The 21,680-nt window shown below is 32.1% G+C and carries 21 protein-coding genes; 12 read left to right on the top strand and 9 right to left on the bottom strand.

Annotated elements, in window-relative coordinates; all coding sequences use genetic code 11:
* The first annotated feature begins 4 nt into the window (after positions 1 to 4).
* The gene (locus Q361_RS06190) at positions 5 to 1,834 is read left to right on the top strand and encodes an ABC transporter ATP-binding protein (protein WP_103725849.1); all 1,830 of its coding nucleotides are present in this window, start codon (positions 5 to 7) and stop codon (positions 1,832 to 1,834) included.
* Positions 1,835 to 1,836: 2 nt separating this feature from the next.
* Positions 1,837 to 2,538: a hypothetical protein gene (locus tag Q361_RS06185; RefSeq protein ID WP_103725848.1), complete on the top strand. Its 702-nt coding sequence runs from the start codon at positions 1,837 to 1,839 to the stop codon at positions 2,536 to 2,538.
* 163 nt (positions 2,539 to 2,701) lie between these two features.
* On the opposite strand, the gene purB is transcribed toward Q361_RS06185, so the two are convergent.
* Entirely contained in the window at positions 2,702 to 4,045 is a 1,344-nt protein-coding gene (gene purB / locus Q361_RS06180; RefSeq protein ID WP_103725847.1) for an adenylosuccinate lyase, read from the bottom strand.
* Between the two features lie 67 nt (positions 4,046 to 4,112).
* Entirely contained in the window at positions 4,113 to 4,808 is a 696-nt protein-coding gene (locus Q361_RS06175; protein WP_103725846.1) for an SIR2 family NAD-dependent protein deacylase, read from the bottom strand.
* A 310-nt stretch (positions 4,809 to 5,118) separates the two neighbouring features.
* On the opposite strand from Q361_RS06175, the gene Q361_RS06170 reads away from it, so the two are divergent.
* Complete coding sequence (locus tag Q361_RS06170; protein ID WP_103725845.1) at positions 5,119 to 5,778, top strand: TrmH family RNA methyltransferase; 660 nt, start codon at positions 5,119 to 5,121, stop codon at positions 5,776 to 5,778.
* Between the two features lie 55 nt (positions 5,779 to 5,833).
* On the opposite strand, the gene lpdA is transcribed toward Q361_RS06170, so the two are convergent.
* The 4 genes from lpdA to truA form a co-directional block, all read right to left on the bottom strand.
* A complete protein-coding gene (gene lpdA, locus Q361_RS06165) occupies positions 5,834 to 7,219 on the bottom strand; it encodes a dihydrolipoyl dehydrogenase (RefSeq protein WP_103725844.1) in 1,386 nt (461 codons plus the stop codon).
* A gap of 65 nt (positions 7,220 to 7,284) precedes the next feature.
* Complete coding sequence (locus Q361_RS06160; protein ID WP_103725843.1) at positions 7,285 to 7,800, bottom strand: hypothetical protein; 516 nt, start codon at positions 7,798 to 7,800, stop codon at positions 7,285 to 7,287.
* Complete coding sequence (locus Q361_RS06155) at positions 7,797 to 9,560, bottom strand: ABC transporter ATP-binding protein (protein WP_103725842.1); 1,764 nt, start codon at positions 9,558 to 9,560, stop codon at positions 7,797 to 7,799. The genes Q361_RS06160 and Q361_RS06155 overlap by 4 nt, the downstream gene beginning before the upstream one ends.
* Complete coding sequence (gene truA, locus Q361_RS06150) at positions 9,550 to 10,314, bottom strand: tRNA pseudouridine(38-40) synthase TruA (RefSeq protein ID WP_103725841.1); 765 nt, start codon at positions 10,312 to 10,314, stop codon at positions 9,550 to 9,552. The genes Q361_RS06155 and truA overlap by 11 nt, the downstream gene beginning before the upstream one ends.
* 101 nt (positions 10,315 to 10,415) lie before the next feature.
* Between truA and Q361_RS06145 the strand changes: the two genes are divergently transcribed.
* Both Q361_RS06145 and meaB read left to right on the top strand, forming a co-directional pair.
* A complete protein-coding gene (locus tag Q361_RS06145; RefSeq protein ID WP_103725840.1) occupies positions 10,416 to 10,928 on the top strand; it encodes a metallophosphoesterase family protein in 513 nt (170 codons plus the stop codon).
* On the top strand, positions 10,915 to 12,000 hold the full coding sequence (meaB, locus tag Q361_RS06140) for a methylmalonyl Co-A mutase-associated GTPase MeaB (protein WP_103725839.1): 1,086 nt from the start codon (positions 10,915 to 10,917) through the stop codon (positions 11,998 to 12,000). Before Q361_RS06145 ends, meaB begins: the two co-directional genes overlap by 14 nt.
* Here the strand turns inward: meaB and Q361_RS06135 are convergent, their stop codons facing one another.
* Both Q361_RS06135 and Q361_RS06130 read right to left on the bottom strand, forming a co-directional pair.
* A complete protein-coding gene (locus tag Q361_RS06135; protein ID WP_103725838.1) occupies positions 12,001 to 12,726 on the bottom strand; it encodes a DUF4369 domain-containing protein in 726 nt (241 codons plus the stop codon).
* 117 nt (positions 12,727 to 12,843) lie between these two features.
* Positions 12,844 to 13,254, bottom strand: coding sequence for a DUF4293 domain-containing protein (locus Q361_RS06130; protein WP_103725837.1), 411 nt, complete (start codon positions 13,252 to 13,254; stop codon positions 12,844 to 12,846).
* Between the two features lie 184 nt (positions 13,255 to 13,438).
* Between Q361_RS06130 and rho the strand changes: the two genes are divergently transcribed.
* The 5 genes from rho to Q361_RS06105 all read left to right on the top strand — a co-directional run bounded on the left by rho (position 13,439) and on the right by Q361_RS06105 (position 19,415).
* Positions 13,439 to 15,178, top strand: coding sequence for a transcription termination factor Rho (rho, locus tag Q361_RS06125; protein WP_103725836.1), 1,740 nt, complete (start codon positions 13,439 to 13,441; stop codon positions 15,176 to 15,178).
* Between the two features lie 65 nt (positions 15,179 to 15,243).
* Complete coding sequence (pdxH, locus tag Q361_RS06120; protein ID WP_103725835.1) at positions 15,244 to 15,888, top strand: pyridoxamine 5'-phosphate oxidase; 645 nt, start codon at positions 15,244 to 15,246, stop codon at positions 15,886 to 15,888.
* A 3-nt stretch (positions 15,889 to 15,891) separates the two neighbouring features.
* Complete coding sequence (locus Q361_RS06115; RefSeq protein WP_103725834.1) at positions 15,892 to 16,377, top strand: SixA phosphatase family protein; 486 nt, start codon at positions 15,892 to 15,894, stop codon at positions 16,375 to 16,377.
* A complete protein-coding gene (gene ppk1, locus Q361_RS06110; RefSeq protein ID WP_169929276.1) occupies positions 16,377 to 18,479 on the top strand; it encodes a polyphosphate kinase 1 in 2,103 nt (700 codons plus the stop codon). Before Q361_RS06115 ends, ppk1 begins: the two co-directional genes overlap by 1 nt.
* A gap of 45 nt (positions 18,480 to 18,524) precedes the next feature.
* Complete coding sequence (locus tag Q361_RS06105) at positions 18,525 to 19,415, top strand: Ppx/GppA phosphatase family protein (protein ID WP_103725832.1); 891 nt, start codon at positions 18,525 to 18,527, stop codon at positions 19,413 to 19,415.
* A gap of 45 nt (positions 19,416 to 19,460) precedes the next feature.
* On the opposite strand, the gene Q361_RS06100 is transcribed toward Q361_RS06105, so the two are convergent.
* A complete protein-coding gene (locus tag Q361_RS06100) occupies positions 19,461 to 20,531 on the bottom strand; it encodes a branched-chain amino acid aminotransferase (protein ID WP_103725831.1) in 1,071 nt (356 codons plus the stop codon).
* A gap of 203 nt (positions 20,532 to 20,734) precedes the next feature.
* Here Q361_RS06100 and Q361_RS06095 point away from each other — a divergent pair, with 203 nt between their 5' ends.
* Entirely contained in the window at positions 20,735 to 21,226 is a 492-nt protein-coding gene (locus tag Q361_RS06095) for a DUF4920 domain-containing protein (RefSeq protein WP_103725830.1), read from the top strand.
* A gap of 3 nt (positions 21,227 to 21,229) precedes the next feature.
* Positions 21,230 to 21,679: a hypothetical protein gene (locus Q361_RS06090; RefSeq protein WP_103725829.1), complete on the top strand. Its 450-nt coding sequence runs from the start codon at positions 21,230 to 21,232 to the stop codon at positions 21,677 to 21,679.
* Position 21,680 lies beyond the last annotated feature (1 nt).

Raw genomic sequence — 21,680 nt, 5'->3', positions numbered from 1 at the left:
TCGAATGGATCAAAATTTAAAGAAAATACTACCCTATGTAGCTAAGTATAAAAAAAATGTAATATTAAACACGATATTCAATGTTTTTTATGCTCTTTTTTCTACGCTATTAATGGTTACATTAATACCTACACTTCAAGTTCTGTTTGGTAAAGAAAATCAAGTATATAAAAAGCCAATTTACAAAGGATTTACAAAAATAGGTGCATATTTTGGAGATTATTTTAATTATAAAATAACTTCTATTGCTCAAGTACATGGTATACAATCGTCTTTGTATTTTGTAGTAACTATAGTGATTATAACAGCATTATTAAAAAATCTCTTTAATTATTTAGGTTCAAACCAATCTACAATATTGAGAAATGGAGTACTAACAGATATGAGAAAACAATTATACAATAAAATAATTAACCTTCCTGTATCGTACTACTCAGACCAAAGAAAAGGCGATGTTATGACAAAAATGCTCGGTGATGTAGGAGAGGTACAAAATTCTTTTTTTCAAATATTTGAGCTTATAGTAAGAGAGCCTCTCACTATACTTTTTTCGCTAATTTCTATGATGATTATTAGCATCAAACTTACTCTTTTTGTGTTTGTTTTTATCCCTATTTCTGGATTTATTATTTCAAAAATTGGTAAGAGTTTAAAATCAAAATCTGTAAGAGCTCAACAAGAACAAGGTATTTTTATATCTACTTTAGATGAAACACTTACAGGTCTTAAAGTGGTTAAAAGTTTTAACGCAGAACCTATTTTTATTCAAAAATTTAATGATTCTATACATAGGTTATTAAAGTTGAGTACAAGTATTGCTAATAAAAATAATTTAGCTTCGCCTATGAGCGAATTTTTGGGCATTATTACAATTGCTATTCTCTTGGTTTACGGAGGTTATTTGGTTTTAGTAGATCACAGTTTGGATGCTACATCTTTTATTGGTTATATTGGATTAGCCTATACTATTTTAACGCCTGCAAAAGCTATTTCAAAAGCTTCTTATCAAGTAAAAAGTGGTTTGGCAGCTGCAGAACGAGTATTTACTTTGCTCGAGCAACACAATGATATTGTAGATGCTGACAACGCCATTGATAAGAACACATTTGAAAATGAATTAGTAATAGAAAATATCAATTTTAAGTACGAGCAAGACTATGTACTCAAAAACTTTTCTTTGCAAGTTCCAAAAGGAAAAACAGTTGCTCTTGTAGGTCAATCGGGTAGTGGTAAAAGTACTATTGCTAATTTGCTCACTCGTTTTTACGATGTAAACGAAGGACAAATTAAAATCGATGGAGTAGATGTTAAGCAGATGACTTTGAAGTCGTTACGAAATTTAATGGGACTTGTAACACAAGACTCTATTTTATTTAACGATACAATAAAAAATAATTTGTTAATTGGTAAACCAAATGCTACCGATGAAGAAATTGCAAATGCTTTAAAGATTGCAAATGCTCATGAGTTTGTAAATAATTTGCCGCAAGGTATCGATACAAATATAGGCGATGCAGGAGGAAAACTATCTGGAGGTCAAAAACAAAGACTTTCTATTGCTAGAGCTGTTTTGAAAAATCCTCCTATTATGATTTTAGATGAAGCTACATCTGCGTTGGATACCGAGAGTGAAAAACTCGTACAAGTAGCACTCGAAAATATGATGCAAAATAGAACTTCTGTAGTTATAGCGCACAGACTTTCTACGATTCAAAAAGCCGATTTAATTGTAGTAATGAACAAAGGCGAAATTGTAGAGCAAGGTACGCATACAGAATTGTTAGCAAAAAATGGCACTTATGCCAAATTAGTTTCTTTACAATCTTTTGATTAACAATGTATGTAGAAAATCAAAATATTAAATTACCAAATGATCCTAATACTATAGTTTGGAAATATTTAGATTTGTCAAAATTTTTAGATTTATTATTATCTAAAAAATTATTTATGTCTCGATCTGATAAGTTTGAAGATCAGTATGAAGGGACATTTAGCGAACCTACTTTTGAAGAGATTAAAAAATTATCAGAAAATAACCCCGAATTTTTAAATTACTACAAGTCGCACCGCGAAAAAGTTGTAGTGAGTAGTTGGCATATCAATGAATATGAATCGTTTGCTATGTGGCAAATATTCACTCAAAACAGTGAAGGTTTAGCTATTCAATCTACCATTGGTCGACTGCAAAAAGCATTAGAAGCCGAAGTGCAATACAAACAGTTTATTGGAGAGGTTAATTATATAGATTATAAAAAAGAATATATTCCTTTTGACGATATGTTTTTCCCTTTTATGTTTAAACGCAAAAGTTTTCAATATGAAAGAGAAATTCGCATTATTTCTGATTTATCTGAAAGAGAAATCAAAATAAATGACGGTTTAAAAATTAATGTTGATATCGATCAATTAATAGAAAAAATATACATTCATCCTAAGAGTGAAAATTGGTATAAAAAGCTTGTTATAGAGCTTGTATCAAAGTTAGATTATGGTTTTACTATAGAAAAATCTGATTTGGAAAGTGATATTTTAATATAAAAAAAGTCTGAGTTATTCTCAGACTTCCCTATTTTTTGTTTCTATATATGTTGTACGATTGTTATATTAACTATACTAATGACTCTTTAGGAATATTAAGTTTTTCAATAGCAATTTTGGGTGCAATTATTTTACTTATCTATTTAATTTTAAGAAAAAAGGATTAAATACCTAAGTAATTACTCGGTGTAATTTGTAACAATTCATTTTTTACCTCATCAGATACTTGTAGTGTTTCAATAAACTCGTGTATAGCTTTTTTATTAATTATAGTATTTGTTCTTGTTAAATCTTTTAAAGCTTCGTAAGGGTTTGGATAATTTTCTCTGCGCAAAATAGTTTGAATAGCTTCGGCAACTACCGCCCAATTGTTTTCTAATTCTTCAGACAGTTTGGTTTCGTTTAAAAGTAATTTATTCAATCCTTTTAATGTAGATTCTAGAGCAATAAGTGTATGTCCAAAAGGCACACCTATATTACGCAATACAGTACTATCGGTAAGGTCGCGTTGTAATCTCGAAACAGGCAGTTTCGATGCAAAATGTTCAAAAAGAGCGTTAGCAATACCCAAATTTCCTTCGCTGTTTTCAAAATCTATAGGGTTTACTTTATGTGGCATAGCCGATGAGCCTATTTCGCCTTCTTTTATTTTTTGTTTAAAATAATCCATAGAAACATACGTCCAAATATCTCTATCCAAATCGAGTAGTATTGTATTAATACGTTTTAAAGCATCGCAAAAGGCAGCAAAATGGTCGTAATGTTCTATTTGTGTTGTTGGAAAAGAATGGTGTAAACCCAAGGTTTGCTGTACAAATTGAGTTCCAAACTGTTTCCAATCTATAGTAGGGTAAGCTATTTTATGCGCATTAAAATTTCCGGTGGCACCACCAAATTTTGCAGCAAAAGGTATATTAAAAAGCAATCTAAGTTGTTCTTCTATACGCTCTACAAATACTTCAATTTCTTTACCCAATCGGGTAGGAGAAGCAGGTTGCCCATGGGTACGAGCAAGCATAGGTATATATTGCCATGTTACCACCAAATCTTTAAGTTTAGAAACCAAAGCAATAAGTGCTGGCAAATAGCATTTTTCAAAAGCATTTTTTGTAGAAAGCGGAATGGCTGTATTATTAATATCTTGAGAAGTTAAACCAAAATGAATAAATTCTTTATATTGATTTAAGCCTAAAGTTTCAAACTTATTTTTTAAAAAATATTCAACCGCTTTTACATCATGATTGGTAGTCTGTTCGGTTTGTTTAATCCATAGTGCATCTTCGGTAGAAAAATTTTCATACAAAGCCCTAAGTTTTGCAAAAATAGATACATCAATAGATGCTAGTTGAGGTAATGGCAATTCGCATAAAGCGATAAAATATTCTATTTCTACCAAAACACGATATTTTATAAGAGCTTCTTCCGAAAAATACTGTGCTAAAGATTCTGTTTTTGAACGATAACGCCCATCTATAGGTGAAATTGCGTTTAGAGTTGTCAATTGCATGTGTTGTGTTGTTAAGGTGCAAAAGTAGTATTTAATTACTCAATTTAAAAATGAGTTTGTAGAGAACTTAAAAGAAAAGGTGTAACAATTTTTCTTTTAAAATAGGTACACCATGGCAAGCTGTATTTTTTATTATTTCTAGAGGATTTGTAACATCATACAATGTTGCCGGACTAGGATCTATATAAAAAATAGGGCAATTAGGTTTTGTGTGATGTATTAAGCTAGCAGCAGGATATACTTGCATTGATGTACCAATAATAACAAAATAATCGGCTTCTCTCGTTATGTTTACAGCCTCTTCAATAGCAGGTACTTCTTCGCCAAACCATACAATATGTGGGCGAAGTTGATAACCTTCATTATCGGTATCTCCCAAAAGTAAATCATGTTTCCATTCAAGTATACTATTTGGATTTGCAGTGCTTCTCACTTTAAAAAGTTCGCCATGCAAGTGCAGTACATTACTGCTTCCTGCTTGTTCGTGTAGGTTATCTACATTTTGAGTAATTATATGCACATCAAAATATGTCTCCAATTCTACCAAAGTGCGATGTCCAATATTAGGTTGTACCTGATGCAGTTGTTTTCTTCTTAAATTGTAAAACTCTAATACAAGTTTTGGATTATTTTTAAAACCGTTAGGCGAGGCAACTTCCATAATATCATGCCCTTCCCAAAGTCCGCCAGCATCTCTAAAAGTAGAGATGCCACTCTCGGCAGAAATGCCCGCACCAGTAAGCACTACTAATTTTTTCTTCATATATCAAAGATACTCGTTTGTGTTTATTTTATAAATATCTAAATTGTATTTTTGCACTTTTAAGCCTTTAAAGTTACCATTTCATCATACTAAAAAAGCTTAAATAGATATAAAGTAAGGTTTTATATTACTAAAATAGCCTTACATATTTAGTAGTTATTGTTTAATATAAACAAAGTAAGGTTTATTGTTTTAAATGTAAAGTTTATTATATTAAGTGTAAGGTTTATTGCATATAAAAAAACATTTACTACTTACAAGATAAGTTGTATTATAAATGGTGTAAAATTCACTGGCAAAAGATTCATTTATGATTGATATTGATTTTTTAGAATATTTGGAAACTAATTTTCTTACAGAAAGCAGAAAATCTCGCTTTTTGGAAGTTTTACAAAATAGAACAACCCATTTTACTATAGCTATGGAAGATGTGTATCAATTGCATAATACCAGTGCAGTAATGCGTAGTTGTGAGGTATTTGGGGTGCAAGAGCTTCATGTAGTAGAACAAAAGTTTGGTAAGCGCATAGATACAGAAATCGCTATGGGAGCTCAAAAATGGGTTAATATTAATAGGTTTGCAGGTATTCAAGATGCTATAGACAACCTTAAAGCTCAAGATTATCAAATTATTGCCACAACGCCTCATAACGATTCGTGTATGCTTCATGAGTTTGATATTTCTAAACGAAGTGCTATTTTTTTTGGAACAGAAAAAGAAGGATTGTCTGAAGAAGTGATGGCACAAGCCGATGGTTTTATTAAAATTCCGATGGTAGGTTTTACTGAGAGTTTAAATATTTCGGTTTCGGCAGCAATCATTATTCAAGATATAACTACTAGATTACGCCAATCGAACATCAATTGGAAATTATCAGAAGAAGAACTCTTATATTACCGACTGCAGTGGACAAAAAATTCTATAAAAGATATTGATTTTATAGAAAAAAGATATTACAATAAGGTATAAAAAAACCTCTAAGATGTTTAAAATCTTAGAGGTATATTGGTATGTTTTTTCTATTTTATAAGTGTATTACTTCGCCATAAGCATCTGCTACAGCTTCCATAACCGCTTCACTCATGGTAGGGTGTGGGTGTACGGCTTTTAGTATTTCATGTCCTGTAGTTTCTAGTTTTCTCGCCACTACAGCTTCTGCAATCATATCGGTAACTCCAGCGCCTATCATGTGGCAACCTAGCCATTCGCCGTATTTTGCGTCAAATATTACTTTTACAAAACCGTCTGATGCTCCAGCAGCCTTGGCTTTACCCGATGCAGAAAAAGGAAATTTACCTACTTTTATTTCATAGCCTTTTTCTTTAGCTGCTTTTTCAGTTAAACCTACCGATGCAATTTCTGGTGTAGCATAAGTACAACCTGGTATATTACCATAGTCTAATGGTTCTACATGCATACCAGCAATTTTTTCTACACACAAAATACCTTCGGCAGATGCCACATGCGCCAAAGCTTGACCTGGTGTAACATCGCCTATTGCATAGTATCCTGGTACATTAGTTTGGTAGTAACTATTTACCAATATTTTATCTCTATCGGTAGCAATACCTACGTCTTCCAGTCCTATGTTTTCTATATTTGTTTTAATGCCTACAGCCGAAAGCAATACATCTGCTTCTAGTATTTCTTCTCCTTTGGCAGTTTTTACAAATGCTTTTACGCCATTGCCTGAAGTGTCTACTTTTTCAACAGAAGCATTGGTCATAATAGTAATGCCTGCTTTTTTCATAGAGCGTTCCATTTGTTTAGAAACATCTTCATCTTCTACAGGTACAATGTTTGGCATAAACTCAACAATAGTAACTTCTGTTCCCATAGCGTTGTAGAAATGAGCAAACTCAACACCTATAGCGCCAGAACCAACTACAATCATTTTTTTAGGTTGTGTTGGCAAAGTCATAGCTTGTCTATACCCAATTACCTTAACGCCATCTTGTGGAAGATTTGGTAATTCTCTAGAACGAGCACCCGTAGCAATAATAATATGGTCTGCCGAATATTCGGTTACAGAGCCATCTTTGGTAACTTCTACTTTTTTGCCAGGTTTTACTTTTCCGTAACCATCTATAACATCAATTTTGTTTTTTTTCATTAAAAATTGTACGCCTTTACTCATTCCGTCGGCAACAGAACGGGAACGTGCAATTACAGCATTAAAATCTTTATCAAAATTTGTAACAGTCAATCCATAATCGGAAGCATGTTTTAAGTAATCAAAAACCTGAGCCGATTTTAATAAGGCTTTGGTAGGTATGCAGCCCCAATTAAGACAAATACCACCTAAATTTTCTTTTTCGATTACTGCAACTTTAAAACCAAGTTGCGAAGCACGAATGGCAGTAACATATCCGCCTGGCCCGCTTCCTAAAATTATTACATCGTATTTCATTTGAATTTATTGTTTTCTACAGTGCGAAATTAAGTAATTATTTTTTAAAAAATTTAACTTTCTGTTTATTGGTTTTCCAATGTTTTTAAAAACTGCTCTACTTCTTGTTTTTGATTTGCATATTTTTGTTGTAATGCACCATTGGGTTCCATTCGGTTATAGTATTCTAAGGCTTTGTTTGCAAATGCTTTTTTATGATAGGGAGAAATATCGGGAACTAATGGAAATACATTTTTAAATAACATTTGATAGTAAGCTTGCCATTCACGTTCATTTCTATCGAGTATATAAGGTTGTCTTGTTTTTTGTCGTACATGTACCATTTCGTGAGCTAATAAACTTAGCATAAGTGGCAACGGAAATTCGAAAGTATTTTCTGGAATTCGTATTTTTTGAGGTTCTCCAAATTCTCCTTCGGTAGTCATTAAAATAAAATCGGGATTAGCTTTTTCGCGGTATTCAAAGCCAGCAAAGTAATCATCTTGAATGTCAAATATTTGCAAAAGCCACAGAGCAGCTTCTTTTGTTTTTCCTTCTACAGAAAATGAGGCTACTTTTTTGGTTATTTTTGAAAAATTCATGGTTGTATTTTTTCAGTAGAAAATTGGGCTTCATATAAATTTTTATAAAATCCGTTTTCTATTGTAATTAATTGATTATGATTACCCATTTCTACAATTTTGCCTTTATCCATAACAATAATTTTTGTAGCATTCATAATAGTAGCTAGGCGATGTGCAATAACGATTGAGGTTCTATTTTTGGTAATTGTTTCAGTTGCTTTCTGTATTAATTCTTCAGAATACGTATCTATTGATGAGGTCGCTTCGTCAAGTATAAGAATGCTCGGGTTACCTAGATAAGCTCGTAAAAAAGCAATGAGTTGTCTTTGTCCTGAAGATAGCATAATGCCTCTTTCTTTCACATTATATTGATAGCCTTCTGGCAAGCTCATTATAAAATCATGAATACCAATTTGTTTGGCAGCTTCTATAACTTGGTTTTCAGTAATATTTGGGTTATTGAGTGTAATATTATTGTATATAGTATCGGCAAACAAAAACACATCTTGCAATACAACCGCAATTTGTTTGCGTAGGCTAGACAAAGTAAAATCATTAATATCTTGATTGTCTATAGTAATTTTACCCGATTTAATTTCGTAAAACCGATTGAGTAAATTAATAATGGTAGATTTTCCTGCTCCTGTGGCGCCTACTATAGCAATGGTTTCTCCTGCATTTACTTCAAATGATATGCCTTTAAGTACATTTTCATTTTCTATATAACTAAAAACGACTTTATCAAATACAATAGAACCTTTAAGTCTGCTTGCTTCTAGAGTACCTTGATTTTGTACTTCTACAGTAGTATCGATAATTTCAAAAACCCTATTGGCAGAAATCATTCCCATTTGCATCTCGTTAAACTTATCTGCAATTTGCCTTAATGGATTAAATAACATAGTTATAAACATAGTATACGAAAACAAATCGCCTACCGATGTAAAATGATTTCCGTTAATAATACTATAACCACCATACAATACAACAAATCCTAGTGTTAAAGACGAAATAATATCGGCAACTGGAAAGAATATAGAGTTGTAAAGAATGGTTTTAATCCATGCTTTATTGTGCTTTTCATTGATTTGCTTAAATTTTTTGAACTCTTCATCTTCTCGATTAAAAAGTTGAACAATTTTCATACCTGTAATACGCTCTTGTACAAATGTATTGAGGTTTGCTACTTGGTTTCGAACTTCTTCAAAAGCGACTTGCATTTTTCGTTGAAAAACTCTAGTAAAGTATGCTAGTATTGGCATTGCTGCAACTACAATAAGAGTTAATTTCCAGTTCATAAAAAGCATAAATACCAAAACCACAATCATTTTGAGTAAGTCGCTTATAATCATAAACAAACCTTGACTAAATATGCGCGCAATTTGTTCTATATCAGAAACAGAACGTGTAACCAATTGACCTACAGGAGTATTATCAAAGTATTTCATTCTAAAACTTAAGAAATGAGCAAAAAGTTTTATTCTAATGTCTTTAATAATATCTTGCCCTAGCCAATTTGCCCAATATACAAATAGGTATTGAGAGAGTCCTTCTAGCACCAACACAATGCCCATAAGTACAATATACAGCAAAAAGCCTTGTTCGTCTTTGGGTTTAATGTACTCATCTACCGTAAGTTTTAAAAGATAGGGGCGTACTGCAGCAAATATAGAGAGACCTATAGCAAAAACAATAGAACCGTAAAACCTAAATTTGTAAGGTTTTGTGTACGATAATATTCTTTTAAAGAGTTGTATGTCAAAAGCTTTAGCTTTCATTCTTTTGTGTGTTCAAATTAGTAATATACGGATACGTTACTTGTGTAAGGTATAACCCGTGAGCTGGAACAGAAAAACCAGCTTTGCTTCGGTTTTTACTTTCAATAATAGCTCTAAACTGTTGCAAAGATACTTTTTCTTGTCCGATATTTATCATAGTACCTACAATAGCTCGAACCATATTTCTTAAAAATCTATCGGCAGAAATGGTAAAAACGAGTTGCTCTTCTTTTTTTATCCAAAATGCTTTAGTAATAGTACAATTAAACGTATTTACATCAGTATTTGTTTTTGAAAAACATTCAAAATCAGTATATTTCATTAAAATTGCACAAGCGCTATTCATGAGTTCTAAATGTAATGGATAAGGAAAAAACCAAGAATCATCACACTCAAAAGCATTTTTTTGTTGATGTATGTAATACTCATAAGTTCTTGCGTTAGCATCAAATCTAGCATGAGCATCAACGGCTACTTTATGAATCTTAAAAACAGCAATATCTTTTGGTAAAAAAGAGTTGAGTTTTTTTATAAAAACAGGTTCAACTATTTCTTTTTCGGTGTCAAAATGCGCAAACATTTGTTTTGCATGTACGCCTGCATCGGTTCTTCCGGCGCCCAGTACATCTATATTTTCTCTTAATGATGTGGAAAGAGCATGATTTATAGTTTCTTGAACCGAGCAAGCGTTGGGTTGGTATTGCCACCCGTGATAGCGAGTTCCTTTGTATGCAAATTCTAAAAAATATCTCAAGGCTAAGTACTAATTTTTTTGCAAATGTAATAAGAATTGGGGAGTGGTTTGTTTGAAAAATAAAACATTCGTTGTACTTTAGTCAGAGATTTAATGTATAGATGAAAAAAATTTTACTGCTGTCAGACACACACAGTTATATCGATGAAAAAATTGTAAAGCATGTGCAATGGAGCGATGAGGTTTGGCATGCAGGCGATATAGGTAGTTTAATAGTAACCGATACCATTAAAAAATACAAGCCATTGCAAGCCGTTTATGGAAATATAGACGATAATAAAGCTAGATTAGAATTTAAAGAATACAATCGGTTTGTATGCGAAGGAGTAGATGTATTAATTACACATATTGCTGGAAATCCAAAACACTATAACCCAGAAGTAAAAAAAATATTAGATACAAATCCGCCAAAACTTTTAATTTGTGGACATTCGCATATTTTGAGAGTCGAGTTTGATAAAAAATACAATATGTTGTTTTTAAATTCGGGAGCAGCGGGTATTCACGGTTTTCATAAAGTACGCACGATGTTACGATTTGAGTTAGCCAGTGGAAAAATTCAGAATTTGGAAATCATAGAAATGGATAAATCTTTGAAGAATGAATCAAGATAAAAATAAAACAGCTTTACAAGAACTGAATGGTATTGAACAGCCAGATTCTCTATCAAAAGAAGCGCTGAACAAAGTTTTGTATCAAAGAAAGCAACAACCTACCCCCGAAACATTAGTAGCACAAATACTCGAAGGAAACAAAACAGCATTAAGTAGAGCCATAACCTTGGTAGAAAGTACACAAGCAGCTCATCAAGAAAAAGCCAATAGTATTATTCAATCTTGTTTACCAAAAGCAAATCGATCTATACGAATAGGAATTACAGGAGTTCCTGGTGTAGGTAAAAGTACTTTTATAGAAGCTTTTGGTAAATACCTTACATCAATAGGAAAAAAGGTAGCTGTGCTAGCTATAGATCCTAGCAGTTCTATTTCTCATGGTAGTATATTAGGCGATAAAACAAGAATGGAAGAGTTGGTAAAAGATGAAAATGCTTATATAAGACCGAGTGCTTCTGGCAATACGCTTGGTGGTGTAGCCCGAAAAACACGAGAAACTATTATTTTATGTGAAGCCGCAGGTTTTGATACAATAATAATAGAAACGGTAGGAGTAGGGCAAAGCGAAACTGCTGTACACAGCATGGTGGATTTCTTTTTATTACTAAAAATTGCAGGTGCTGGCGATGAATTACAAGGAATAAAACGCGGTATAATGGAAATGGCCGATGCGATTATTATTAATAAAGCCGATGGTGATAATGTTGCAAAAGCCAAATTAGCTAAAACTGAATTCAATAGGGCATTACATTTATTTCCAACCAAAAAATCTCAATGGACTCCAACGGTTTCAACGTGTAGCGCCTATGAAAAAAAAGGAATTGAAGATGTTTGGGAAACAATTACTAAATATATAAACCTAGTTAAAGATAATGGTTATTTTGAAGAGAATCGAAGAAATCAAAACCAATTTTGGATGATGGAAACGATAAACGAACAATTAAAATTAGATTTTTACAACCATAAACAAGTGATGGCATTACTCGAACAAAATAAAAAAGCGCTGCAAAACAATGAAATATCACCTTTTGCAGCCGCTCTTAATTTATTAGAAGCTTATTACAGCAAATAATTATTTTTTTGAAGGCATTTTGTTTATCGCTTCGCCTAGTTTTTTTCCAATGGTTGAGTTTTTAATGCTTGGATCCAAATTGTTGAATAATTTTTTTATTCTATCTGGTTCTGTAGTAGCAAATGGAGATAATTTGTTGAAATATAATAATGATAAATACGATTTTGGATTTTTCTCGATATAATCAAAATAAAATTTGTATTTATCTTTCAAGATAGGTAAAAACTCAGCATTTAATTGGTTCATAACAGCAGTATCTCTTGTTTGTTGAGCTTGCTGAATACGTTGCATGTTTTTGTTTTGAAATTCCATACCAATTTTTTGCATTTCTGCATCAATCTTATTGGTAATTTTCAAAGTTTTAGTTAGTTCGTCATTATTATAAGTTCCAGTAACTTTAGATTTATCAATGCTGTCTTTGTAAACTTCTGCATCAATTTCTCCAGGCTCTAGTATCACAGTAAAACCATCATTTTTCAAATCAGGAAAACTAACATAAGCAACTGTTACTTCTTTTGTTTTTCCTTTTATTTCAAACTTTCCATCTTTTACGGTTACGGTGTCTATCGATTTTGGAATACCATTTTCATCTTGAATTTGAACCAAAACTTTTTTACCATTTGCAATACCTTTTGCAGTTCCTGTAATTAAGTATTCATCTTTTTCCAATGAATTACAGCTTATTAAGGCTACTAAAACAGAGGCTAATAAAACAATTTTTTTCATTCTAAATTTTTTGTGTTAAAGCGGCAAAGCTAGTTATAAATATTTAGATATACTAAAAAACAAAAAAATCCGAGAAGACTCGGATTTTTAACGCACTAATAAACTAAGTTAAAAGGTTTATCGCAATCGATCTACAGATTTTACGAGATCTTCATCCTTCTTGATAGCTTTGTTTGCCAAAACTAGCATTACGATAGAAATGATAGGTAGAAACATCCCAATACCTTTCTCTGAAACCTCAGGGGTTTCTCCAGATAAATTTAGAGAGCGATACACAAATAATCCTAATAAAATTAAATTTAATATCATATTCAATCTGTTCAATACAAATTGTTGTTTTCGGTTTTTATATGTCATTATACTTAATAAAGACAAAGTAGCACTCAATCCAAACAAAGCAGCATATATTATATTACTCATAAAGTAAAAATCTACATTGCCTACTTTCCAAAGTTTAAATACAAAAGGTAAAAATGCCGAAACCAGCATAGCAATACCCATATATACAGTTTGTACTCTTTGTAACATAATTTGTGTTTAATAACGAGCAAAAATAGTTTTTCTTTTTGTTATACACTATTGTTAAATAAAAAAAATGTTGTATTATTGCAATCCAAATTCGTAACTACTTCTGTTTATACGAATTAATTCCCACAAAAAAATCACAAATTTTACATTTTGTTGAAAACAACTAAAAATTTATTTAAACTACATGTTTGATATTTCCTCTCTAAAAGCAATGAAGCTTACAGAGCTACAAGACATTGCTAAAATTTCTAAAAAAATTAAGTATTTTGGTGTTAAAAAAGATGAATTAATAGAGCTTATATTAAAACATCAACAAGAAACATCAAATAGCGAGTCTCAAGTTACTCTTACCGAAAAACCCAAGACAAATAAAGCTAAATCCAAAAATAAAGTCGAAGCGATTTCGCTCTTTGCAGAAGAAGAGCCTATAACGATTGTAGAAGCATCTACCGAAAATAATAGTGAAGGCACCAAAGAAAAGCAAAAACGCAAACGCAAAGGTCAAGAAGAAAGTACAAATACTATTACAACAAATGTAGAAACTCCAATAAGTTCTGAAGAAATTTCTACAACCCCAAGCGCTACAACACCTTTAGAAACTCCTGTAAACGAAGAACAAAAGCAAGTTCATATTAAACAAAAAAATAAGTTTACAAATCAAAATAGTGCCTCTTCAAACCCGCCAAGCAACACTTCTCAAAACGCCACTCAGCAAAGCAATAACACAAACGGGAACAACAATTCTAACGGCAATAACAAAAACAATAAATACAATAAAACCAATAATTTCCGTGATGCCGATTATGAATTTGACGGTATAATAGAATGTGAAGGAGTGCTAGAAATGATGCCAGACGGATATGGATTTTTACGTTCGTCAGACTATAATTACCTTGCCTCACCAGATGATATTTATTTATCAGGCTCTCAAATAAGGCTATTTGGTTTAAAAACAGGAGACACTGTAAAAGGAGTTGTACGTCCGCCAAAAGAAGCCGAAAAATTCTTCCCATTAGTAAAAGTTTTAAAAATTAATGGATTTGACCCTCAAGTTGTACGAGATAGAATATCATTTGAACATTTAACACCGCTTTTTCCAGAAGAAAAATTCAACCTTGCAGGTAGAAATGCCTCTATTTCAACACGTATCATCGATTTATTTTCGCCAATAGGAAAAGGTCAAAGAGGTATGATTGTAGCGCAACCCAAAACAGGAAAAACAATGTTATTAAAAGACATTGCCAATACCATTGCAGCCAATCATCCAGAAGTGTATTTAATTGTACTCTTAATAGATGAACGCCCAGAAGAGGTTACAGATATGCAGCGCAGTGTGCGTGGCGAGGTAATTGCCTCTACATTTGATGAGCCAGCCGACAGACATGTAAAAGTAGCCAATATTGTACTTGAAAAAGCAAAAAGATTGGTAGAATGCGGTCACGATGTGGTAATATTGCTAGATTCTATTACTCGTTTGGCACGAGCTTACAATACTGTACAGCCAGCCTCTGGTAAAGTACTTAGTGGAGGTGTAGACGCCAATGCTTTGCAAAAACCAAAACGTTTTTTTGGTGCAGCTCGTAACATAGAAAACGGAGGTTCATTGAGTATTATAGCAACAGCACTTACCGAAACGGGTTCAAAAATGGATGAAGTTATCTTCGAAGAATTTAAAGGAACAGGTAATATGGAGTTACAATTGGATAGAAAAATTGCTAATAAACGCATTTTCCCGGCAATAGATTTAACTTCTTCGAGTACCAGAAGAGACGATTTACTTCTAGATGCAAAAACGATTCAAAGAATGTGGATTATGAGAAAATACCTTGCCGATATGAACCCCGTAGAAGCTATGGATTTTATTAATGATAGGTTTAAAAAAACCAACAATAATGAAGAGTTTCTCATATCAATGAACGAATAAAAACTTAAAAATCCGAAAGACTACTTTCGGATTTTTTTTATCTTTGAAAAAGTTAATATTCTAGAATGAAAGATCTAAGTGATTACAGAAAATCTTACGAAAAAAGTGAATTATTAGAATCACATTTGCCCGAAGACCCTATCAATTTATTTCATAAATGGTTTTATGAAACAGAAGATTTTGGCGGTGTTGATGAAGTAAATGCAATGACTTTATCTACAGTAGGGCTCGATGGTTTTCCAAAAAGTAGAGTAGTACTACTCAAAAAGTTTAATGAAGAAGGCTTCGTTTTTTATACGAATTATAATTCTGAAAAAGGAAAATCAATACTGCAAAATCCAAAAGTATGCTTGTCTTTTTTTTGGCCTAGTATAGAGCGTCAAGTTATTATTAAAGGAATAGCACAAAAAACCAGCGAGAACATCTCAGACAATTATTTTGCGTCTAGACCAGACGGGAGCAAATTAGGTGCTATAGCTTCAAACCAAAGCGAAGTAATACCCAATAGAGCTTTTTTGGAAGATAAACTTCATGCACTTGAAAAAGAATTTGAAGGTAAAGAAATTCCGCGTCCAAAATATTGGGGTGGATTTTTGGTAATACCACACGAAGTTGAATTTTGGCAAGGAAGACCCAATCGTCTTCACGATAGAATACGATTCACATTACAACCAGATTACAATTGGAAAATAGAACGCTTATCATCATAAACCATGAAACAAATTATTCTATTTCGGCATGCCAAATCGAGTTGGGAATTAGGTGTAAGCGATAAGCAAAGAACTGTTCTTGAAGAAGGTAAACTACAAACAAGAAAAGTAGCTTTAGCATCAAAAAAGCATATAAATGCTGACTTTTATTTTATATCAAGCACCGCTACTAGAGCTTTACAAACGGCTCAAATAGCGCTAAATGTGTGGGATATTCCTGTAGAAAGTCTTATTATTAAAGACGAATATTATACATTTAATTTACATCAATTGGTTGAAAACATCAAAGCATTACCTCAAAATGCAAGTACAGTTGTAATTTTTGGACATAATGAAGCTTTTACCGATTTTGTAAATAAATATGGTTCAGAATTTATAGATAATGTGCCTACGTCGGGTTTTGTTCAAATAGATTTTAAAATACAAGAATGGAATAGTTTACAAAAAGGTGTTACCACCAAAATTATTTTCTTAAAAGAAATATCATAATGCAAGAAAACAAGTTTAGATATATTGATCGCGAAAAAAGCTGGCTTGCTTTTAATGCTCGAGTGCTTCAAGAAGCGGCAGACGAAACAGTTCCATTGTTGGAACGATTACGATTTTTAGGTATTTTCTCCAATAATTTAGATGAATTTTTCAGGGTTCGTTTTGCAGCAGTAAGAAGGTTGAGTTTATCTGGACAATCGGGAGAAAAACTGCTAGGTGGCATTTCTGCCCAACAATTGGTAAAAGAGATTACCGAGATTGTAATAAAACAACAAGCAGAGAGCTTAAAAATTCTTCAAATTATAGAAAATAAACTAAAAGAAGAAAACATAATTATTGTAGAAGAAACCGAAGTATTACCAGAACATGTAGAGTTTATCAAGAATTTTTTCATTCAAAAAGTAAGCCCAGAGTTGGTTACCATTATATTGAATGATCTTGCTGAATTTCCTTTACTTAAAGATACAGCAGGCTATTTAGCGATACGGTTGGTAATGAAACCCGAAGAAAAAAGTAAACTTTTAGGTTTGGTTAAACCCAAAAAAGACATACGCTATGCGCTTATAGAAATTCCGAAAACAATTAATAGAGTAGTAGTATTACCTTCTATAGAAGACAAACAATATGTGATGCTTCTAGATGATGTAATTCGATATAATCTCGAAAGTATTTTTAATATTTTCGACTATGAATCGATATCATCACACATGATAAAAATTACTCGAGATGCTCAGCTCGATATCGACTCAGATATGAGTAAAAGTATGATGCAAAAAATTGCAACTTCGGTAAAAGATAGACGCGTTGGCGAACCTGTTCGGTTTGTATATGACAAAACCATAGAAAAAGATACACTAGAATTTTTTCTAACGCGTATGGGAATCGATGCTTCCGATAGCATTATTCCAGGCGGAAGATACCACAATCGTAGAGATTATATGGATTTTCCAAACCTTGGCAGGTATGATTTATTGTACAAGCAAAATACAGCTTTGCCCGTTCCAGATTTATCATTAGACGGAAGTATTTTAAATAAAATTGCCCAAAAAGATTATCTTGTTTATGCGCCTTACCAAACTTTTGCATATCTCATTAAATTTTTACGAGAAGCTGCATTAGACCCCAAAGTAACAACAATAAAAATTACACTTTATAGACTTGCCAACAATTCTCAAATTATTAGTTCATTGATTAATGCGGCCAAAAATGGTAAAAAAGTTACTGTGCAAATCGAATTGCAAGCTCGTTTTGATGAGGCAAGCAATATATCGTATGCAGAACAGTTACAAACAGAAGGTGTGCATTTAATATTTGGTGTAAAAGGACTTAAAGTACACAGTAAAATATGTTATGTAGAGCGTATAGAAAATAGTAAAATAAAGCGATACGGATTTATTTCTACAGGTAATTTTAATGAATCTACAGCGCGTTTTTATACAGATGTTACACTATTTACAAGCCATCAAAAAATACTAAAAGATATGTCTAAAGTATTTGATTTTTTTGATATAAACTATAGATTATATCCATACAAACATCTTATTGTTTCTCCACATTATACGCGTACAAAAATTGTAAAATTAATAGACCGTGAAATTTTTAATGCTCAATTAGGTAAACCTGCTTATATTGATTTAAAAATGAATAGTTTATCAGATTTTTTAATGATAGATAAGCTATACCAAGCAAGCAATGCAGGTGTTAAAATACGATTGCAAATAAGAGGAATATGCTCATTAATTCCAAAAATTAAAGGAATGAGCGAGAATATAGAAGCCATAAGTATTGTTGATAACTATTTAGAACACGCCCGAATATTTATTTTCTGTAATAATAATGATACTGAAGTATTTATTTCTTCGGCCGATTTTATGACAAGAAATTTAGATGGAAGAGTAGAGGTAACGTGCCCTATTTATGACGAAAGTATTAAAAAGCAACTCATAGATACCTTTGAAGTAGGTTGGAAAGGTAATGTAAAAGCACGTTTACATTCGGAAAAGCTAGATAATCTATATAGAGAACGAAAAGCCAACGAACCTATTTTTAGAGCTCAACAAGAAACATATAACTATTTTAATACAATCACTAAAAATAGCTAAAATGTATAGTTTGTACATATTTTAGCAAATGAATTATATTATTAAATGATTACAATAAAAAAATATGCAGCTATAGATATTGGTTCAAACGCCATGCGATTGCTTATTACCAATATTATAGAACAAAAAGGAAAAGAAACACAATTTAACAAATCTGCACTTATAAGAGTTCCTATACGCTTGGGGCAAGATGCATTTACTACAGGTCAAATTTCTGAAGAAAACGGCAATAGAATGGTAGATGCTATGAATGCTTTTAGATTACTAATGAACGTATATAAAGTTCAAAAATACAAAGCTTGTGCCACATCGGCAATGCGTGAAGCTCACAATGGCAAAGAGATTGTGAAACTTATTCAAGATAAAGCTTCTATAGATATAGAAATTATAGATGGTAAAGTTGAAGCGGCTATCATTGCATCGTCCGATTTACATAATTTAATGCATACTAATGCAAATTATCTTTTTGTAGATGTGGGTGGTGGTAGTACCGAATTTACCCTTTTCTCAAAAGGAAACATTGTAGCAGCCAAATCGTTTAAAAATGGTACAGTAAGATTGCTTAATAATATGGTTGATGAAACAGTTTGGAACGAAATAGAAACTTGGATTAAGCATCAAATAGAAGGTTATGACGATGTTATACTTATTGGTTCTGGAGGAAATATCAATAAGCTTTTTAAAATGTCTGAAAAAAACTTAGATAAACCTTTGTCTTATAAATACATAGCTTCAGAATATAAAAAACTTGAAGCAATGACCTACGAACAACGTATTGCAGAATTAGGTTTAAATACCGACCGAGCCGATGTTATTATTCCTGCGACTAAAATTTATTTGCACGCTATGAAATCTAGTGGAGCCAAACAAATATTTGTACCAAAAATTGGACTTTCAGACGGGATTGTAAAAGCAATGTATTTTAATAGAATTTAAAGCAAAAAAGAAGGGATAATTTTTTAAGATTATCCCTTTGTTTTACTATTCTATTTTTTCTGTCCAACCAAAAGTATCTTCGGCCAATTTGTATTGAATTTTATTCAATTTATCTTTCAATTCCATAGCCATTGAGTTTTCTATTTTAGGTAAATCAAAATACAAATCTTCATAGGCAAACCCAACAATAGGGTTAATTACAGCAGCTGTTCCTGCTCCAAAAATTTCTTTTAGTGTACCGTTTTTTGCAGCATTCAACAATTCATCTACCAAAAGAGAGCGTACTTCAACATCAATACCTTCTCTTTTTGCTAAATCAATCAAACTTTTACGCGTAACACCATCTAATATTCTCTCGCTTGTAGGCGCTGTAATTAAAGTATTATTAATTCTAAAAAAAACATTCATAGTACCAGCTTCTTCTAGCTTGGTATGCGTAGCATCATCAGTCCAAATTATTTGTTGAAACCCTTTTTCTACAGCCAATTTTGTAGGATAAAATTGTCCAGCATAATTACCAGCAGCTTTTGCAGCACCTATACCACCATTGGCAGCTCTACTGTAATGATTGGCAATAACTACTTTTACCTCTTGATTGTAGTACGATTTTGCTGGAGATAAAATAATAACAAATTTATATTCTGAAGAGGGTTGAGCAATAACGCCTTCGCCTGTAGCAATCATGTAAGGTCTTATGTACAAAGAACGACCCATACCATATCGAACCCAATCTTTTTCAATGTGAAGTAGTTTTCTTAAACCACCCATAAATACTTCTTCGGGAACTTCTGGCATAGCCAAACGTATTGCCGATTTATTAAAACGATTAAAGTTTTCATTGGCTCTAAACATCCAAACATCGCCTTGTTCATCTTTATAGGCTTTCATACCTTCAAATATGGCTTGCCCATAATGAAAAACCTTAGTAGATGGGTCTAAAGTAAATGGCTGATAAGGCTGTATAACAGGCTTTTGCCACTCACCATTTTTAAAATCACATACAAGCATATGATCTGTAAAAACGGTTCCAAAAGTTAGATTTTCAAAATCTACTTCGTTAATTTTAGACTGAGAAGAAAGCATAATCTCAATGTCGGATGTAGTTGTTGATTCCATTTTTAACTTCTTTTAATAAAAAGAATAAAACAATAAAAAGTTAATAATTTTGTGATATTTAGTTTCGGCTAAATTACAAAAAAATCAATTTAAAATAGTATTCATTGTTTTTTATTGATTTTTAAGGCAAATCTGGTCTTGTATTATTTAGGAAATTAAAGCATAAATTTATAAATTTGTTAAAAATTAAAATATTACTTATCATGAAAAAAATAATGCTACTAGCTGTACTTGCACTTGCATTTACAAGTTGTAAAAACAACGGTCAAGATACGAAAGAAGAAAAAGTTTCTTATGCAAAATTTGGCGATTCTATTACAGCAGAAGGAGCTATTACAGGAGCTGAATTATTAGAAAAATACAAAACACTTAAAGATTCTACAGACACATTAAATGTAAAAGTAATCTCAAAGATAAAAGAGGTTTGCCAAAAAAAAGGATGTTGGATGAATTTAGAATTGTCGGGCAAAGAAGTTGCTTTTGTAAAATTTAAAGATTACGGATTTTTTGTACCCAAAAATGCTTCTGGTAGTGAGGTTATTGCAAATGGTAAAGCCTTTGTAAACATTATTAGTGTTGATGAGTTGAAACATTATGCCAAAGATGAAGGAAAATCGCAAGCGAGCATAGACAGCATTACCAAACCAGAAATTACATATTCTTTTCTAGCAGACGGTGTATTAATTAAAAAATAAAAGATGTTCAATAAATTGATAATACCATTGTGTATGGTTTTGCTTTTGTTTTCTTGCCAAAAAAAGGCAGACGAAAAACAAAAAAAAGAAGCTTGCTCTACCGAGAATCAAAAGTTTGAGATGTATGAAATGTCTGAAATGGCAGCGCTTATGGAGCAAATGTATGTAGACAATCAAAGACTAAAAGAACGTATAAAAAAAGGCGATACCATAGGTAAATTTCCGCAGCATTTTTTAAAAATACACGAAGCAGTATTGACAGATGATACCGATAAAGATGCATTTTTTAATGAACAAGCTAAAAAGTTTATTCAAGCCCAAGAATTAATTTATGAAGATCCAAAAAATGCAAAAGAGCATTTTAATAAAGGAATAGATGCTTGTATTTCGTGTCACGAAGTAAAATGTGGAGGCCCAATTCCCAAAATAAAAAAACTATATATAAAACAGTAAT

Source organism: Flavobacterium croceum DSM 17960 (assembly GCF_002917885.1).
GTDB classification, from domain to species: Bacteria; Bacteroidota; Bacteroidia; order Flavobacteriales; family Flavobacteriaceae; genus Flavobacterium; species Flavobacterium croceum.
This window is presented reverse-complemented; position numbering and strand designations above follow the sequence as displayed.

Coding starts and splice junctions, on each gene's coding strand:
- Q361_RS06190 (WP_103725849.1), top strand. CDS start 5: ATGGATCAAAATTTAAAGAAAATACTACCCTATGTAGCTAAGTATAAA.
- Q361_RS06185 (WP_103725848.1), top strand. CDS start 1,837: ATGTATGTAGAAAATCAAAATATTAAATTACCAAATGATCCTAATACT.
- purB (WP_103725847.1), bottom strand. CDS start 4,045: ATGCAATTGACAACTCTAAACGCAATTTCACCTATAGATGGGCGTTAT.
- Q361_RS06175 (WP_103725846.1), bottom strand. CDS start 4,808: ATGAAGAAAAAATTAGTAGTGCTTACTGGTGCGGGCATTTCTGCCGAG.
- Q361_RS06170 (WP_103725845.1), top strand. CDS start 5,119: ATGATTGATATTGATTTTTTAGAATATTTGGAAACTAATTTTCTTACA.
- lpdA (WP_103725844.1), bottom strand. CDS start 7,219: ATGAAATACGATGTAATAATTTTAGGAAGCGGGCCAGGCGGATATGTT.
- Q361_RS06160 (WP_103725843.1), bottom strand. CDS start 7,800: ATGAATTTTTCAAAAATAACCAAAAAAGTAGCCTCATTTTCTGTAGAA.
- Q361_RS06155 (WP_103725842.1), bottom strand. CDS start 9,560: ATGAAAGCTAAAGCTTTTGACATACAACTCTTTAAAAGAATATTATCG.
- Q361_RS06145 (WP_103725840.1), top strand. CDS start 10,416: ATGAAAAAAATTTTACTGCTGTCAGACACACACAGTTATATCGATGAA.
- meaB (WP_103725839.1), top strand. CDS start 10,915: ATGAATCAAGATAAAAATAAAACAGCTTTACAAGAACTGAATGGTATT.
- Q361_RS06135 (WP_103725838.1), bottom strand. CDS start 12,726: ATGAAAAAAATTGTTTTATTAGCCTCTGTTTTAGTAGCCTTAATAAGC.
- Q361_RS06130 (WP_103725837.1), bottom strand. CDS start 13,254: ATGTTACAAAGAGTACAAACTGTATATATGGGTATTGCTATGCTGGTT.
- rho (WP_103725836.1), top strand. CDS start 13,439: ATGTTTGATATTTCCTCTCTAAAAGCAATGAAGCTTACAGAGCTACAA.
- pdxH (WP_103725835.1), top strand. CDS start 15,244: ATGAAAGATCTAAGTGATTACAGAAAATCTTACGAAAAAAGTGAATTA.
- Q361_RS06115 (WP_103725834.1), top strand. CDS start 15,892: ATGAAACAAATTATTCTATTTCGGCATGCCAAATCGAGTTGGGAATTA.
- ppk1 (WP_169929276.1), top strand. CDS start 16,377: ATGCAAGAAAACAAGTTTAGATATATTGATCGCGAAAAAAGCTGGCTT.
- Q361_RS06105 (WP_103725832.1), top strand. CDS start 18,525: ATGATTACAATAAAAAAATATGCAGCTATAGATATTGGTTCAAACGCC.
- Q361_RS06100 (WP_103725831.1), bottom strand. CDS start 20,531: ATGGAATCAACAACTACATCCGACATTGAGATTATGCTTTCTTCTCAG.
- Q361_RS06095 (WP_103725830.1), top strand. CDS start 20,735: ATGAAAAAAATAATGCTACTAGCTGTACTTGCACTTGCATTTACAAGT.
- Q361_RS06090 (WP_103725829.1), top strand. CDS start 21,230: ATGTTCAATAAATTGATAATACCATTGTGTATGGTTTTGCTTTTGTTT.